We start from the raw sequence: 14,925 nt of genomic DNA, 5'->3' as shown, positions 1-14,925 counted from the left end.
ACTCGGCATCAGCGGCAACGACCCGGGCCGGCTGGCCGGCATGCTGCGCACCGAGTACCAGGGCTGCCGCTACTCGCTGGGCTACCCCGCCTGCCCGGACCTGGAGGACCGCGCCAAGATCGCCGGGCTGCTCAAGCCCGAGCGGATCGGCGTCCACCTGTCCGAGGAGTTCCAGCTGCACCCCGAGCAGTCCACGGACGCCATCGTCGTGCACCACCCGGAGGCCAACTACTTCAACGCGGGAGGCCGTTCGTGACGACGTTCTCCTTCGAGTTCTTCCCGCCGAAAACCGCCAAGGGAGAGCAGACGCTGTGGGAGGCGATCCGCCGGATCGAGCCGCTCCGGCCGGACTTCGTGTCCGTCACCTACGGCGCCGGCGGCTCCTCCCGGGACCGCACCGTGGCCGTCACCCGGCGCATCGCCGCCGAGACGACCCTGCGCCCCGTCGCCCACCTGACCGCCGTCGGCCACTCGGTGGCCGAGCTGCGCCACATCATCGGCCAGTACGCCGACGCGGGCATTCGCGACGTCCTGGCGCTGCGCGGTGACCCGCCGGGCGACCCGAAGGGGGCCTGGACGCCGCATCCGCAGGGCTTCCGCTACGCGTACGAACTGGTCGAACTGGTCCGCTCACTGGGCGACTTCAGGATCGGGGTGGCCGCCTTCCCCGAGAAGCACCCGCGCTCGGCGGACTGGGACTCCGACATCCGGCACTTCGTCGCCAAGTGCCGGGCGGGCGCCGACTACGCCATCACGCAGATGTTCTTCCACGTGGAGGACTACCTGCGGCTGCGCGACCGGGTCGCGGCGGCCGGCTGCGACATCCCGATCATCCCGGAGATCATGCCGGCCACCGATCACAAGCAGATCGCCCGCTTCGCCGAACTCTCCGACGCGGCATTCCCCGGGGAGCTCGCCGGCCGCCTGTACGCGGCCCGGAACAACCCGCAGGACGGCCACCGCATCGGTGTGGAGTACGCCACCGCCATGGCCGACCGCCTTCTGGCCGAGGGTGCCCCCGGCCTGCACTACATCACGCTCAACAGATCCACGGCGGCACTGGACATCCACCGGGACGTCATGTGTTCGCCAAGCGCGAAGGTCCTCAATGGTGTCTGAGCCCATCGATCCCGACGCCTTCGGCGGCAGGCCCACCAGGCTGCGCCGGGAGCAGGAGGCGCGCATCCGCGTCAAGGCGGAGGGCTCGTGCAAGCCGGACAGTACCGCTACTGAGAGAGGTCTGTTGCAATGACACCGGAAGCGACGCTGCGGCGGTTTCGTGACTACATGGTCGGACCCTCCAGGTTCATGACCCTGTTGTCCTGCTTCGAGCTCGGCATCATCGACGCGCTCCGCGACGAGCCCCGCATGACGGCGGCCGAGCTGGGCGAGGTGGCCGGCGTCAAGCCGGACGCCGTGGAACAGCTTCTGCTTCTGCTGGTCAAGGAAGGCTTCGTCGCTCACGACGAGGCCTCCGGCGCCTACTCCCTCGACGGCCTCGCGGGCGTCTCCGACAAGCTGCTCGAGCAGGCGCTCGCCGACCTGAACATGATCAAGGCCGTCACGCTGCGGCAGCTGTTCTACCTCACCGAGAGCGTGCGCACCGGCACGGTCGCCGGTCTGAAGGAGCTGTACGGGTTAGACGGCGACCTGTACAGCGCACTGGGCGCGCTGCCGGAACTGCGCGAGCCGTGGGCCAAGCTGATGAACACCGTCACCGCCCACGTCGACCCCTGGTTCTTCGGCAACGTCGACATCCCGGCCGGGTCCAAGGTCCTCGACCTCGCCGGCAACACCGGTCTCGGGGCGATCAACACCCTCAGACTGAAGGGTTCACCCGGCCTTCGGGTGACCACCTTCGACCTGCCCGAGAAGGAAATGGAGAGCCTGGAGAATTTCCGGGCCCATGGCGTCGAGGACCAGTGTTCCTTCATCGGTGGTGACGTTTTCAAAGAAGTCCCCAGGGGTTTCGACGTCGTACTCATCAAGCACTTCCTGCCCATGTTCGACAAGAGTGACGTGCTCCGGATCCTGGAAGGCGTCCACAAGTCGCTGGAAGTCGGTGCACAAGTCCACGCGCTGGTTCCGGTATTTCCCGAGAACCTTCAGGACACCGAGAACTACACCGTGGACTTCTACCCCAGCTTCTTCATCGGCTGCACCATGGGACAGGGCGGTCCGCAGAAGCTGTCGACGTGGCAGAGCTGGTTCGAGGAATCCGGATTCCGGGTCACCAAGGCGATTACCGACGACCCGGCGAATCTGCCACCGCACGCCCTCACCGTGGAGGCCGTTCTCTCCGCGACGAAGGTCGACTGACGGGCGGATCGAAGACACGCACCACCTGCCGGGTCCCGGTAAAGCGGAACACTTCGAGTCGATGTCAAGCGGATATCGAGCGGAGCGCATGGCCCGGACGACGGCGGACTGGTACGGTCACCCGGAAATCTCGGAATTCATGAAGAACACCAGAGATATCAGGAGGGGAAATGTCCGAAGCCACTGAGGCCGAACAGAGCGCAGCCCTCGACACGCTGGGTGGCGCCCTCGGTGAGGCCGGCGCGACGGCCCTCGCCGGGTCGCGTGAGCAGCTGGCCGAGGGCCTTCTGCGTGCGGCCTTCGAGCTGTGGGAGAACCCGGAGGTGCGGCCGAAGCTGCTCGGGATCCTGCACGGCGCGGTCAACAGCGAGGAGGGCGCCGAGCAGATGCGCGCGTTCCTCGCCAACCAGCTCTTCGCACAGGCCGGCAAGGCCATCGGCATCGCCGACATGGACATCTACCAGGCCGCGGAGACCATCAAGGTACCGGCGATCAACATCAACGCGGCGACGGCGCAGGTCTGGGGCGTCGTCCTGCTGCGCTACATCGTGAAGCTGGAGCCGATCGCGTCGGCGTCGCCGGAGGAGCTGATCGGCCTCATCAAGCCGACCATCCAGAACTACCTGGGCTGACCTCGCGTCAGTCGGCGTATGTCCCGTCGGCAGGGCGCAGGCGCGTCCTGCCGTGTGCCCCTTCCCGGACCGCGGACCCGTCCGAGGCACCGTGTCCCGTCCCGGGGAAGCTGATGCGCCGGCTGCCGGGACGGACACCATCCCGCACACGTGCGGAGCGGACGACTCGCCGGCGCCGGTCTGCGGCACCGGCGAGTCTCCTGTGGCCGGAACCGCACCCGTGTGACCGCCAACGGCGTGAGGGTCCTCTCGCTCGCCGCGTTCCCCCTGTACGCCTTCCTGCCGGCCTGTACCGGCAGGAGGCGCTCGGCCAGTCCCCGTCGGCGGCGATGCTCATCGCCTTCGCCGGCAGCGCCGTCGCCCCCTCATGGCTCACCGAGCCGAAACACCCGCACCACCCCCCAGGGGGAGCCCACGGGCGGTGCGGGTCTGTGCCCGAACGCGTAGGTCCGCAGGCCGCAACCACGGCGGCGGCTTCGCTGTTCTCTTCCTGAAACGCTGGACGATGCGATCTCACCGCAGAAACGACAAGGGGAGTTGAGTGCGTTGACTCTACCGACCTCAGCGGAGGGGGTGTCAGAACACCGCCGTGCCCGCTCAGTCGGCATCGGACGTGCCCACGCCAAAGCCATTCTGCTGGGGGAGCACGCCGTCGTGTACGGGGCTCCGGCACTCGCTCTTCCCATTCCGCAGCTCACGGTCACCGCGAGCGCCGGGTGGGCCTCCCACACCTCTGACGGCCAGGGCGACGTGTCCTTCACGATGACCGGTTCCCCGTCGCGGCCGATGGTCACGGAGGCCTCCGACAGCCTGCACCGGCTGATCACCGAATTCACGACGACCATGGGCGTCGACGGCAGCCCGCGCCTCGACGTGATCATCGACGGTGCGATCCCGCACGGCCGGGGCCTCGGCTCCAGCGCGGCCTGTGCGCGCGCGGTCGTCTGCGCCCTCGCCGATCTCTACGGCCGCGACCTGACCGAGGAAGAGAAGTTCGACCTCGTGCAGACGGCCGAGAACGTGGCGCACGGCCGCTCCAGCGGCGTCGACGCCCGCACCGTCGGCGCGTCCGCCCCGCTGCTGTTCCAGGCGGGCAGGGTCCAGGAGCTGAACATCGGCTGCGACGGCCTGTTCATCATCGCCGACAGCGGTGTCGTGGGCCGCACCAAGGACGCGGTCGAGCTGCTGCGGGAGGGATTCCAGCGGCACGCCGGAGCGCAGGACAGGTTCGTGCACCGCGCCTCGCGCCTGACCGAAGAGGTCAGGGACGCCCTCTGCGACGGCAAGGCGGAAGAGGTGGGCTCGCGGCTGACGGAGTACCACGAGCTGCTGCGGGCGGCCGGCCTGAGCACCAAGGGGATCGACGCGCTGGTCGAGGCAGCGCTCACCGCAGGCAGCCTCGGCGCCAAGATCACCGGCGGCGGGCTGGGCGGCTGCGTCCTCGCCATGACCCAGCCGGAGCAGGCCAGAGAGGTCACCCGGCAGCTCCACGAGGCCGGCGCCGTGCAGACGTGGGTCGTACCGCTGAGAGGGCTTGCCAAGCATGCACACTGAACACCGGACCACGCTGGTGCGCGCGCAGGAGGCGGACACCGCGCACGGCGCCACCGCCGTCGCGCACCCGAACATCGCGCTGATCAAGTACTGGGGCAAGCGCGACGAGAAGCTCTTCCTGCCGCGGACCGACAGTCTGTCGATGACGCTGGACGTCTTCCGGACGACCACCGGCGTCCGCCTCGACCCCGAGGCGGAGCACGACCGGGTCACCCTCAACGGCCGGCCCGCCGAGGGCGAGGCGCTGCGCCGCGTCGTCGCCTTCCTGGACCTGGTGCGCGAACGGGCCGGGCACGCCGGGCGGGCCGTCGTGGACAGCGAGAACACCGTCCCCACCGGGGCGGGCCTCGCCTCCTCCGCGAGCGGGTTCGCCGCTCTCGCCGTCGCCGGCGCCGCCGCGTACGGGCTCGACCTCGACGCCACCGCGCTCTCCCGTCTGGCCCGGCGCGGATCCGGGTCGGCGTCCCGGTCGCTCTTCGGCGGCTTCGTGATGTGGCACGCGGGTCTGACCACCGGCACCGAGGAGGAGGCCGACCTCAGCTCCTACGCCGAGCCGGTGCCCGCGGCCGACCTGGACCCCGCACTCGTCATCGCGGTCGTCAACGCCGGCCCCAAGGCCGTCTCCAGCCGGGCCGCCATGCGGCGCACCGTTCAGACGTCGCCGCTGTACGAGCCGTGGGCCGTCTCCAGCAAGGACGACCTGGCCGAGATGCGCGCGGCGCTGCTGCGCGGCGACCTCGAAGCGGTCGGCGAGATCGCCGAGCGCAACGCGCTGGGCATGCACGCGACGATGCTGGCGGCGCGCCCGGCGGTGCGCTACCTGTCGGCGCCCACGATCACCGTGCTCGACAGCGTGCTGCAGCTCCGGCAGGACGGCGTCCTGGCCTACGCGACCATGGACGCCGGGCCGAACGTGAAGGTGCTGTGCCGCCGTGCGGACGCCGAGCGGGTCGCCGAGGCCCTGCGCGGTGCCGTCGGAGACGGCCAGGTGCACATCGCCGGGCCGGGGCCGGGCGCCCGGCTGCTGCCCGAGGGCGGATGATGACCCGTCAGCACACGGTGGTCCGGCGGGCGCCGGGCAAACTGTTCGTCGCGGGCGAGTACGCGGTGGTGGACCCCGGCAACCCGGCGATCCTGGTCGCCGTCGACCGGTACATCACCGTCACCGTGTCCGGCACCGCCGAGGCGGACGTGGAGATCTCCTCCGACCTCGGCCCGCGCGGTGTGCGCTGGCAGTGGCAGGAAGGCAGGCTCAGCCCCTGCGGCACCGACGACGAGCAGGATGCGCGCATCCGCCTGGCCCACGTGGTGTCGGCGATCGAGACGGTGGCCCGGCTGCTGACCGAACGCCGCCTTCCCGTACCGGCGTTCAGCCTCTCGGTCGAAAGCGGCCTGCACGACGACGGCAGGAAGTACGGCCTCGGTTCGAGCGGTGCGGTGACCGTGGCGACCGTCGCGGCCGTCGCCGCCTTCGCGGGCCTGCGGCTCTCGCTGGAGGAGCGCTACCGCCTGGCCATGCTCGCCACGACCGCGCTCGAACCCAGGGCCTCCGGCGGCGATCTCGCCGCCAGCACCTGGGGCGGCTGGATCACCTACCAGGCGCCCGACCGGCCCGCCGTGCTCGACCTCGCCCGCACCAAGGGCGTCGAGGAGGCGCTGCGCACACCCTGGCCGGGCTTCGCGGTACGCCGGCTGCCGGCGCCCCAGGGCCTCGCACTGGAGGTCGGCTGGACCGGGAACCCCGCCTCCACCGCGGCCCTCGTCTCCGACCTGGACCGGCGGCGGGCCTGGCGGGGCAGCGAGTCCCACCGAAGGTTCGTCCGGACCACCACCGACTGCGTACGCGCCGCCGAAGCCGCACTCGAGCAAGGAGACCGCGCAAGCCTGCTGGACCAGATCCGGCGGGCCCGGCGGGAGCTGGCTCGACTGGATCACGAGGTGGGCCTGGGAATCTTCACGACCAGGCTGACGGCGCTGTGCGACGCGGCCGAAGCCGTCGGTGGCGCGGCCAAGCCCTCCGGGGCGGGCGGCGGCGACTGCGGGATCGCCCTGCTCGACGCCGACGCGTCACGAGACATCGCTCACCTGCGGGAACGGTGGGCCGCGGACGGGGTGCTGCCCCTGCCGATCGGGCCCGCTGCGGAAGGGAACGAGGAATGATCGCACAACGCAAGGACGACCACGTCCGGCTCGCCGTCGAACAGCACCGGGAGCACACCGGACGCAACCAGTTCGACGAGGTGTCGTTCGTCCACCACGCCCTGGCCGGCATCGACCGCGAGGACGTGTCCCTGGCCACGACGTTCGCCGGCATCACCTGGCAGGTGCCGCTGTACATCAACGCGATGACCGGCGGCAGCGAGAAGACCGGCATCATCAACCGGGACCTGGCCATCGCCGCCCGCGAGACCGGCGTACCCATCGCGTCGGGCTCCATGAGTGCGTACTTCAAGGACCCCTCCTGCGCCGGCACGTTCAGCGTGCTGCGCGAGAAGAACCCGGACGGGTTCGTCATGGCCAACGTCAACGCGACGGCCTCCGTGGACAAGGCGCAGCGGGCCATCGACCTGGTGAAGGCCGACGCCCTGCAGATCCACATCAACACCGCGCAGGAAACGCCGATGCCGGAGGGCGACCGGTCGTTCTCGTCGTGGGTCCCGCAGATCGAGAAGATCGCCGCCTCCGTCGACGTCCCCGTGATCGTCAAGGAGGTCGGCAACGGACTCAGCCGGGAAACGGTTCTGCTGCTGCAGAAGCTGGGCGTGAAGGTGGCCGACCTCGGCGGCCGGGGCGGCACGGACTTCGCCCGCATCGAGAACGGCCGGCGGGAGATCGCCGACTACGGCTACCTCCACAACTGGGGCCAGTCCACCGCCGCCTGCCTGCTGGACGCACAGGGCGCCGGCATCCCCGTCCTCGCCTCCGGCGGCGTACGCAACCCGCTCGACGTCGCCCGCGCCCTGGCGCTCGGCGCCTCTGGCGTCGGCGCGTCCGGCAAGTTCCTGCGCACGCTGATGGACGGCGGTGTCGACGCGCTGATCGCGCTGCTGTCGGCCTGGCTCGACCAGCTCGCCGCGCTGCAGACCATGCTCGGCGCGCACACCCCTGCCGACCTGACGCGCTGCGATCTGCTGATCCACGGCGACCTGCGCGACTTCTGCACCGACCGGGGCATCGACACACGGCCGCTGGCCCGACGCTCCAGCAGCCTGGCCGCCCCCCACGACACGACGGGAAGCACACGATGACTGAGGCACACGCGATCGCCGGGGTTCCGATGCGCTGGGTGGGACCCCTGCGCATCTCGGGGAACGTCGCCACCACCGAGACCCAGGTCCCGCTCGCCACCTACGAGTCCCCGCTATGGCCCTCCGTGGGCCGTGGCGCGAAGGTCTCCATGCTGGCCGAGAAGGGCATCGTCGCCACCCTCGTGGACGAGCGGATGACCCGCTCGGTGCTGGTCGAGGCGGTGGACGCGCAGACCGCGCTGACGGCCGCGCGGACCATCGAGGCGCGCATGAGCGAACTGCAGGAAGTGGTGCGCACCTGCAGCCGCTTCGCCGAGCTGATCAGGATCCACCACGAGATCAACGCCAACCTGCTGTTCATCCGGTTCGAGTTCAGGACCGGCGACGCCTCCGGCCACAACATGGCCACCCTCGCCTCCGACGTGCTCCTCAAGCACCTGCTGGAGACGATCCCGGGCATCTCCTACGGATCGATCTCCGGCAACTACTGCACGGACAAGAAGGCGACCGCGATCAACGGCATCCTCGGCCGCGGCAAGAACGTCGTCACGGAACTGCTCGTCCCGCGCACCGTGGTCGAGGACGTCCTGCACACCACGGCCGCCAAGATCGTCGAGCTGAACATCCGCAAGAACATGCTCGGCACGCTGCTCGCCGGCGGCATCCGCTCGGCGAACGCCCATTTCGCGAACATGCTGCTCGGGTTCTACCTGGCCACCGGCCAGGACGCGGCCAACATCGTCGAGGGCTCCCAGGGCGTCGTCATGGCCGAGGACCGCGACGGCGACCTCTACTTCGCCTGCACCCTGCCCAACCTGATCATGGGCACGGTCGGCAACGGCAAGGGGCTCGCCTTCGTGGAGACCAACCTCGCCCGGCTCGGCTGCCGGGAGGAACGCGAACCCGGCGAGAACGCCCGCCGGCTTGCCGTCATCGCGGCGGCGACGGTGCTGTGCGGCGAACTCTCCCTGCTCGCGGCCCAGACGAACCCGGGCGAACTGATGCGCGCACACGTCCAGCTGGAACGCGACAACCAGACAGCAAAGGTCGGTGTTTAAACAAATGGCCAACGCTTCCGCCATAGGAATTCACGATCTGTCCTTCGCCACCACGGAGTTCGTCCTGCCGCACACGGCACTCGCGGAGTACAACGGCACGGACATCGGCAAGTACCACAAGGGCATCGGACAGTTGTCCATGAGCGTGCCCGCCGCCGACGAGGACATCGTGACCCTGGGCGCAGCCGCCGCCGCGCCCATCATCGCCCGGCACGGCAGCGACGGGATCCGTACGGTCGTCTTCGCGACGGAGTCGTCGATCGACCAGGCGAAGGCGGCCGGTGTCTACGTCCACTCGCTGCTCGGGCTGCCCTCGGCCACCCGGGTCGTCGAACTCAAGCAGGCCTGCTACGGAGCGACCGCGGCCCTGCAGTTCGCCATCGGCCTCGTGCACCGCGACCCCGCGCAGCGGGTCCTCGTGATCGCCAGCGACGTCTCCAAGTACGAGCTCGACAGCCCGGGCGAGGCCACCCAGGGCGCGGCCGCCGTGGCCATGCTGGTCAGCGCCGACCCCGCGCTGGTGCGCATCGAGGAGCCCTCGGGCGTGTTCACCGCCGACGTCATGGACTTCTGGCGGCCCAACTACCGTGACGCCGCCCTGGTCGACGGGCAGGAGTCCATCACCGCCTACCTCCAGGCGGTGGAGGGCAGCTGGAAGGACTACACCGAGCAGGGCGGGCGCCCGCTCGACGACTTCGCCGCGTTCTGCTACCACCAGCCGTTCACGAAGATGGCCTACAAGGCCCACCGGCACCTGCTGAACGTCACCGGGCACGACACCGACGACGACAGGGTCACCCGCGACCTCGGCCTGACGACGGCCTACAACACCGTCATCGGCAACAGCTACACCGCCTCGGTCTACCTGGGCCTCGCCGCCCTGCTCGACCAGGCGGACGACCTGACCGGCAAGGCCGTCGCCTTCCTCAGCTACGGCTCCGGCAGCGTCGCCGAGTTCTTCGCCGGCACCGTCGTACCCGGCTACCGGGAGCACCTGCGCACCGAAGCGCACCGCGAGGCGATCGACCGGCGCAAGGCCGTCGACTACGCCCGCTACCGCGAGCTGCACGAGCGGTCCTTCCCGGCCGACGGCGGCGACCACCCCACCCCGGCCGAGACCACCGGAGCCTTCCGGCTGGCGGCCCTGCGCGGACACAAGCGCATCTACGAGACCCGCTGAGGTCCGTCGGGGCCCGCTCGCCGTACCGTCCGCAACCCACGGGCACGCCGGACTTTCACCGATCCGTTCCGTCACTTCCCTCGATGCGCCCCACCCTGGTCGCACAGGTGGTGCCGATCACCCTCATCGGCACCGACCGGACGAACACCGTCATCCGCGAGCCCGCCGGCAACCACCATCAGCCCGGCCGGCCCGGATCACACAGACAGCACACGGAACACCGACAGCACAGCCGGCAGGCAGCGCCCTGCCGGCTCGCGGGCCCCGGCCGCATGCCGGGGCCCGGTTCGGCTTCTTGCCGACGACGGCCCCGCGCAGCCGCGGCCGATCGCACTGTGTCAAGATCATCTGAGTGAGGGGGGAGGCAGGCGCATGACCGAATTCGGAATCCTCGGTACGGGTGCCTATGTGCCGGACCGGGTCGTCTCCAACGACGAAGTCGGCGCCGGAGCACAGGTCGACGACGCCTGGGTCATCCGCAAGACCGCCATCCGGGAACGGCGCTGGGCCGCCCCCGAGCAGGCCACGTCGGACCTGGCCGCGGCGGCGGGACGAGCTGCCCTGGAGTCGGCCGGCATCACCGCCGACCAGTTGTCCGTGATCGTGGTCGCCACGTCCACGCCGGACCGGCCCCAGCCGCCCACCGCCGCCTACGTGCAGCACCTGCTCGGCGCGGTGGACGCGGCGGCGTTCGACGTCAACGCCGTCTGCTCCGGCGAGGTGTTCGCGCTCACCGCGGTCGAGGGCGTCCTCGCCCGGCGCGGCGGCCACGCGCTGGTCATCGGCGCCGACGTGTACTCGCGCATCCTGGACCCGGCCGACCGCAGGACCGTCGTCCTGTTCGGCGACGGTGCCGGTGCGATGGTCCTCGGCCGTGGCGGCTCGCGCGTACGGCACATCGACGTGCACACCTTCGGTGAACTGTCGGGCCTGATCGAGGTGCCGGCCGGCGGCAGCAGAATGCCCTGCGACCCGGCGGCCCTGGCGGCCGGCCGGCAGTACTTCACCATGGACGGCCGGGCCGTGCGCGCCTTCGTCGAGGACCACCTGCCGGGGCTGACCAAGCAGTTCCTCCACGAGGCCGGTGTTGTCCCCGACGACATCAGGCACTTCGTGCCGCACCAGGCCAACGGCGTCATGCTCGACACCGTCTTCGCCGAAATGGCCCTGTCCCGGGCCACCATGCACCTCTCGCTGACCCACTACGGCAATACCGGGGCCGCCTCCATCCCGATCACCTTGGACGAAGCCGCCCGCGCGGGCGCCTTCACCCGAGGGGATCTGATCCTCCTTGCGGGCTTCGGCGGAGGCATGGCGGCGGGCTTCGCCCTGGTCGAGTGGTGAGACCACTGCTTATCCGCCGCCGTCCCACCGGACTCCCGCCGCACCCGCACGGCCCTCCTTCCATTGCCCGATATCGGCAGAAAGAGGAATCATGACGACAAAACATCACACGGTGTGCGTGATAGGCGCCGGTCCGCGAGGGCTCTCGGTGGTCGAACGACTGTGTGCCAACGCGCGCTCGCAGCCCGAGGGCCGCTCCGTCCACGTCCATGTGGTCGACCCCTACCCGCCGGGACCCGGCAAGGTGTGGCGCACCGACCAGTCCCGTCACCTGCTCATGAACACCGTCGCCGGCCAGATCTCCGTGTTCACCGATGCCAGCGTGGACCTGCGGGGTCCCCTGGAGCCGGGGCCGAGCCTGCACGAGTGGTCCGTGGCCCTCGTCGCGGGCGAGTGGGGAGACGACCATCCGGCACACGTCCTGGACGAGGCCCGCGCGCTGGGACCCGACACCTACCCGACCCGCGCCTTCTACGGCCACTACCTGCGGTGGGCCTACCAGCGCATCGTCGAAGGCGCGCCGTCCGGGCTGAGGGTCACCACGCACGCCTCGCTCGCCGTGTCCCTGGACGACGTCCCGGGCGACGGCAAGGACGCGCGGAACGGCTCCCGCCAGCGGGTGCGGCTCGCCGACGGAACCGTGCTGGAGGACCTGGACGCGGTGATCCTGTGCCAGGGCCACCTGCCGGCCCGCGCGGACGCCGCCGAGCAGGAGTTCGCCTCCCGGGCCCAGGAAGCGGGCCTGACCTACATCGGGCCGGCCAACCCGGCCGACGTCGACCTCGAGGTGCTGGCCCCGGGCACGAAGGTGCTGCTGCGCGGGCTCGGGCTGAACTTCTTCGACTACATGGCCCAGCTCACCGTCGGCCGCGGCGGCTCGTTCGAGACGCTCTACGGCGAGCTCGTCTACCGCCCCTCCGGCCGGGAACCGCAGCTCTACGCCGGGTCCCGGCGCGGCATCCCCTACCAGGCCCGCGGCGAGAACGAGAAGGGCCCGCACGGCCGTCACGAGCCGCTGGTGCTCACCGCCGAGCGTATCGCCGAACTGCGCCGCGAACACGGGCACGCCGGGCTCGACTTCAAGGAACACCTGTGGCCGCTGATCGCCCGCGAGGTCGAGGGCGTCTACTACCGGACGCTGTTCACCTCACGCGGACACATCGGCAGGGCACAGCAGCTCTACGAGGACTTCCTGGCGGCCGGACCGGGGGACGAGGACAAGGTCGCCGTTCTCGACTCGTACGGCATCGGCGAGAAGTACCGCTGGGACTGGGAGCTGCTCGCCCGCCCCTACCAGGACCGGGAGTTCCTCAGCCCCCAGGACTTCACCACCTGGCTCCTCGACTACCTGCGCGACGACGTCGAGGAGGCCGGCGCGGGCAACGTCAGCGGCCCGCGCAAGGCGGCCCTCGACGTCCTGCGGGACCTGCGCAACGAGATCCGTCTCGCCGTCGACCACGGCGGCCTGCACGGCGACTCGTACCGCACCGACCTGGACGGCTGGTACACCCCGCTCAACGCGTTCCTGTCGATCGGCCCGCCGGCGCGCCGAGTCGAGGAGATGACCGCCCTGATCGAGGCCGGTGTGCTTCACGTCGTCGGGCCGGACCTGCGCGTCGAGGCCGGTGCCGGCGGATACTCCGTCCGCTCGCCGCTCGTGCCGGGTTCCGAGGTCCGGGTGGAGGCGCTGGTCGAGGCGCGCCTGCCCGAGATCACCCTGCGCCGCACGCAGGACCCGCTGCTGAGCCATCTGCTGGCCACCGGGCAGTGCACCGCCTACCGCATCCGCACCCGTTCCGGCGGCGCGCACGAGACCGACGGACTGGCCGTCACCGAGCGGCCGTTCCATCTGCTCGACGCGCAGGGCCGGCCGCATCCGCGCCGCTTCGCCTTCGGCGTGCCGACCGAGTCGGTGCACTGGGTGACGGCCGCGGGCATCCGGCCCGGCGTCAACTCGGTGACGCTCACGGACTCCGACGCCATCGCCCGAGCCGCCCTCGCCCGCGACGACGAGGCCGGGCCGGCCACAGGCGGACCCGACGCCCCCACCGGACGAGGATTCACCCATGCACACTGACACCGGCCTCGCCGTCGGGGCGGGGCCCGGCCCGGCGCTGCTGGCGGACCCCGGTCTGCTCTCACCGGTCTGGGCCGGCACCCCTGTCGTGGCCGCGGTCTGCGACGCGGCGTGGCTGCAGGCCATGCTGGACGCCGAGGCGGCGCTGAGCCGGGCCCAGGCCCGGCTCGGCACGGTGCCCGCGGCTGCCGCGCGGGTGATCACCGAGGCCGCACGGGCCGACCGGCTCGACCTCGTCTCCCTGGCCCACAGGGCACGCGAGTCCGCCAACCCGGTGGTGGCGTTCGTACGGGAGTTCACCGCGGTGGTGGCGGACGAGGACCGGGAGGCGGCCCGGTATGTGCACCGCGGCTCCACCAGCCAGGACATCCTCGACACGGCGACGATCCTGGTCGCCCGGCGGGCCCTGGAGCTGATCCGCGGCGACGTGGAACGTGCCGAGGAGGCGCTGGCCGTTCTGGCCGCGGAGCACCGCGACACCCTGATGGCGGGCCGCACCCTGGCCCTGCACGCGGTGCCGACGACCTTCGGTCTCAAGGCGGCGGGCTGGCGCCACCTCCTCCTGGACGCTGCCCAGAAGCTGGACGCGATCGCCGAGCAGGGACTTCCCGTCCAGCTCGGCGGCGCGGCCGGCACCCTGGCCGGCTACCTCGAGTTCGCGCCGGACGCCGACCCGGCCGCCTACGTCCAGGAGCTGACGGAGGCGTTCGCGGCCGAACTGGGGCTGCGCGCCCCGCTCCTGCCCTGGCACGTGCTGCGCACGCCGGTGGTGGATGTGGCCACGGCAGCCGCGTTCCTGTGCGGTGCCCTCGGCAAGATCGCGGTCGATGTGCTGTCGATGACCCGCACCGAGGTCGGTGAGGTGCACGAACCGGCCCCCAGCGGCCGGGGCGCGTCCTCGGCGATGCCGCACAAGCGCAACCCCGTGCTCGCCACGGCCATCAGGTCCGCCGCGCTGCAGGCGCCGCAGCTCGCCGCGACGGTGCTGGGCTGCCTGCCCAGTGAGGACGAGCGTTCGGCCGGCGCCTGGCATGCCGAATGGGAATCCCTGCGCGCCCTGCTGCGGCTGGCCGGCGGCGCGGCGCACCAGGCGGTGGAACTCGTCTCCCAGCTGTCGGTGGATCCCTGGCGCATGCGCGCCAACACCGAGATCACCGGGGGGCAGATCGTCTCGGAGCGGATCGCCGTCGTCCTCGCCCCGCTGCTCGGCAAGGCCCAGGCACGCGATCTGCTCAACGAGGCGTCCGCGCACTCGGCGCGGACCGGTGAGCCGCTGGCCGACGTTCTCAGACAGGACAGCCGGGCGTCGGCCGTCCTCGCCGACGCCCGGCTGTCGGACCTGTTCGAGCCGGAGGCGTACACCGGGGCCGCGGGCCCGCTGACGGACCGCGCGCTGACCCGGTCACTGCCCCCGACCCGCAGGCGATGAGCCGTGAGCGTCGGGTGCCGTCCACCGGCGCCCGACGCTCACAAAGGCCGCTTCACATCCGCAGGTACCCCGCCGACCTGCGCG

The 14,925-nt window shown here is 71.1% G+C and carries 13 protein-coding genes; all 13 read left to right on the top strand.

Features of this window, described 5'->3' with window-relative positions; translation table 11 throughout:
• Positions 1-256: vitamin B12 dependent-methionine synthase activation domain-containing protein (locus K7G59_RS33155; protein WP_225840403.1), on the top strand; the 256-nt coding region annotated here is incomplete at its 5' end.
• Positions 253-1,119 (top strand): methylenetetrahydrofolate reductase [NAD(P)H], encoded by an 867-nt coding sequence (gene metF, locus K7G59_RS33150; RefSeq protein ID WP_225840402.1) that lies wholly within the window; start codon positions 253-255, stop codon positions 1,117-1,119. The genes K7G59_RS33155 and metF, both read left to right, overlap by 4 nt.
• Positions 1,120-1,308: 189 nt before the next feature.
• The gene (locus K7G59_RS33145) at positions 1,309-2,319 is read left to right on the top strand and encodes a methyltransferase (RefSeq protein ID WP_225840401.1); all 1,011 of its coding nucleotides are present in this window, start codon (positions 1,309-1,311) and stop codon (positions 2,317-2,319) included.
• Positions 2,320-2,489: 170 nt separating this feature from the next.
• Complete coding sequence (locus K7G59_RS33140; protein ID WP_225840400.1) at positions 2,490-2,951, top strand: hypothetical protein; 462 nt, start codon at positions 2,490-2,492, stop codon at positions 2,949-2,951.
• A gap of 573 nt (positions 2,952-3,524) precedes the next feature.
• A complete protein-coding gene (mvk, locus tag K7G59_RS33135; protein ID WP_225840399.1) occupies positions 3,525-4,505 on the top strand; it encodes a mevalonate kinase in 981 nt (326 codons plus the stop codon).
• Positions 4,495-5,547 (top strand): diphosphomevalonate decarboxylase, encoded by a 1,053-nt coding sequence (mvaD, locus tag K7G59_RS33130; protein ID WP_225840398.1) that lies wholly within the window; start codon positions 4,495-4,497, stop codon positions 5,545-5,547. The genes mvk and mvaD overlap by 11 nt, the downstream gene beginning before the upstream one ends.
• Positions 5,547-6,665 carry a phosphomevalonate kinase gene (locus K7G59_RS33125; protein ID WP_225840397.1) on the top strand — a complete coding sequence of 373 codons (1,119 nt, stop codon included), beginning with the start codon at positions 5,547-5,549 and terminating at the stop codon, positions 6,663-6,665. The genes mvaD and K7G59_RS33125 overlap by 1 nt, the downstream gene beginning before the upstream one ends.
• The gene (fni, locus tag K7G59_RS33120) at positions 6,662-7,753 is read left to right on the top strand and encodes a type 2 isopentenyl-diphosphate Delta-isomerase (protein WP_225840396.1); all 1,092 of its coding nucleotides are present in this window, start codon (positions 6,662-6,664) and stop codon (positions 7,751-7,753) included. Before K7G59_RS33125 ends, fni begins: the two co-directional genes overlap by 4 nt.
• On the top strand, positions 7,750-8,811 hold the full coding sequence (locus tag K7G59_RS33115) for a hydroxymethylglutaryl-CoA reductase (protein ID WP_225840395.1): 1,062 nt from the start codon (positions 7,750-7,752) through the stop codon (positions 8,809-8,811). Before fni ends, K7G59_RS33115 begins: the two co-directional genes overlap by 4 nt.
• Before the next feature lie 4 nt (positions 8,812-8,815).
• Positions 8,816-9,991 (top strand): hydroxymethylglutaryl-CoA synthase, encoded by a 1,176-nt coding sequence (locus K7G59_RS33110; RefSeq protein ID WP_225840394.1) that lies wholly within the window; start codon positions 8,816-8,818, stop codon positions 9,989-9,991.
• A gap of 372 nt (positions 9,992-10,363) precedes the next feature.
• A complete protein-coding gene (locus tag K7G59_RS33105; RefSeq protein ID WP_225840393.1) occupies positions 10,364-11,335 on the top strand; it encodes a 3-oxoacyl-ACP synthase III family protein in 972 nt (323 codons plus the stop codon).
• Positions 11,336-11,426: 91 nt separating this feature from the next.
• A complete protein-coding gene (locus K7G59_RS33100) occupies positions 11,427-13,412 on the top strand; it encodes an FAD/NAD(P)-binding domain-containing protein (RefSeq protein ID WP_225840392.1) in 1,986 nt (661 codons plus the stop codon).
• A complete protein-coding gene (gene pcaB / locus K7G59_RS33095) occupies positions 13,402-14,841 on the top strand; it encodes a 3-carboxy-cis,cis-muconate cycloisomerase (protein WP_225840391.1) in 1,440 nt (479 codons plus the stop codon). The genes K7G59_RS33100 and pcaB overlap by 11 nt, the downstream gene beginning before the upstream one ends.
• Positions 14,842-14,925: the final 84 nt, after the last annotated feature.

Source organism: Streptomyces sp. NK08204, from assembly GCF_020400585.1.
In the GTDB taxonomy this organism is placed as follows: domain Bacteria; phylum Actinomycetota; class Actinomycetes; order Streptomycetales; family Streptomycetaceae; genus Streptomyces.
The sequence above is the reverse complement of the archived record's forward strand: the minus strand, read 5'-3'. Positions and strand labels throughout refer to the sequence as shown.

Coding starts and splice junctions, on each gene's coding strand:
- pcaB (WP_225840391.1), top strand. CDS start 13,402: ATGCACACTGACACCGGCCTCGCCGTCGGGGCGGGGCCCGGCCCGGCG.
- fni (WP_225840396.1), top strand. CDS start 6,662: ATGATCGCACAACGCAAGGACGACCACGTCCGGCTCGCCGTCGAACAG.
- K7G59_RS33100 (WP_225840392.1), top strand. CDS start 11,427: ATGACGACAAAACATCACACGGTGTGCGTGATAGGCGCCGGTCCGCGA.
- K7G59_RS33115 (WP_225840395.1), top strand. CDS start 7,750: ATGACTGAGGCACACGCGATCGCCGGGGTTCCGATGCGCTGGGTGGGA.
- K7G59_RS33145 (WP_225840401.1), top strand. CDS start 1,309: ATGACCCTGTTGTCCTGCTTCGAGCTCGGCATCATCGACGCGCTCCGC.
- K7G59_RS33140 (WP_225840400.1), top strand. CDS start 2,490: ATGTCCGAAGCCACTGAGGCCGAACAGAGCGCAGCCCTCGACACGCTG.
- K7G59_RS33110 (WP_225840394.1), top strand. CDS start 8,816: ATGGCCAACGCTTCCGCCATAGGAATTCACGATCTGTCCTTCGCCACC.
- K7G59_RS33125 (WP_225840397.1), top strand. CDS start 5,547: ATGACCCGTCAGCACACGGTGGTCCGGCGGGCGCCGGGCAAACTGTTC.
- mvaD (WP_225840398.1), top strand. CDS start 4,495: ATGCACACTGAACACCGGACCACGCTGGTGCGCGCGCAGGAGGCGGAC.
- K7G59_RS33105 (WP_225840393.1), top strand. CDS start 10,364: ATGACCGAATTCGGAATCCTCGGTACGGGTGCCTATGTGCCGGACCGG.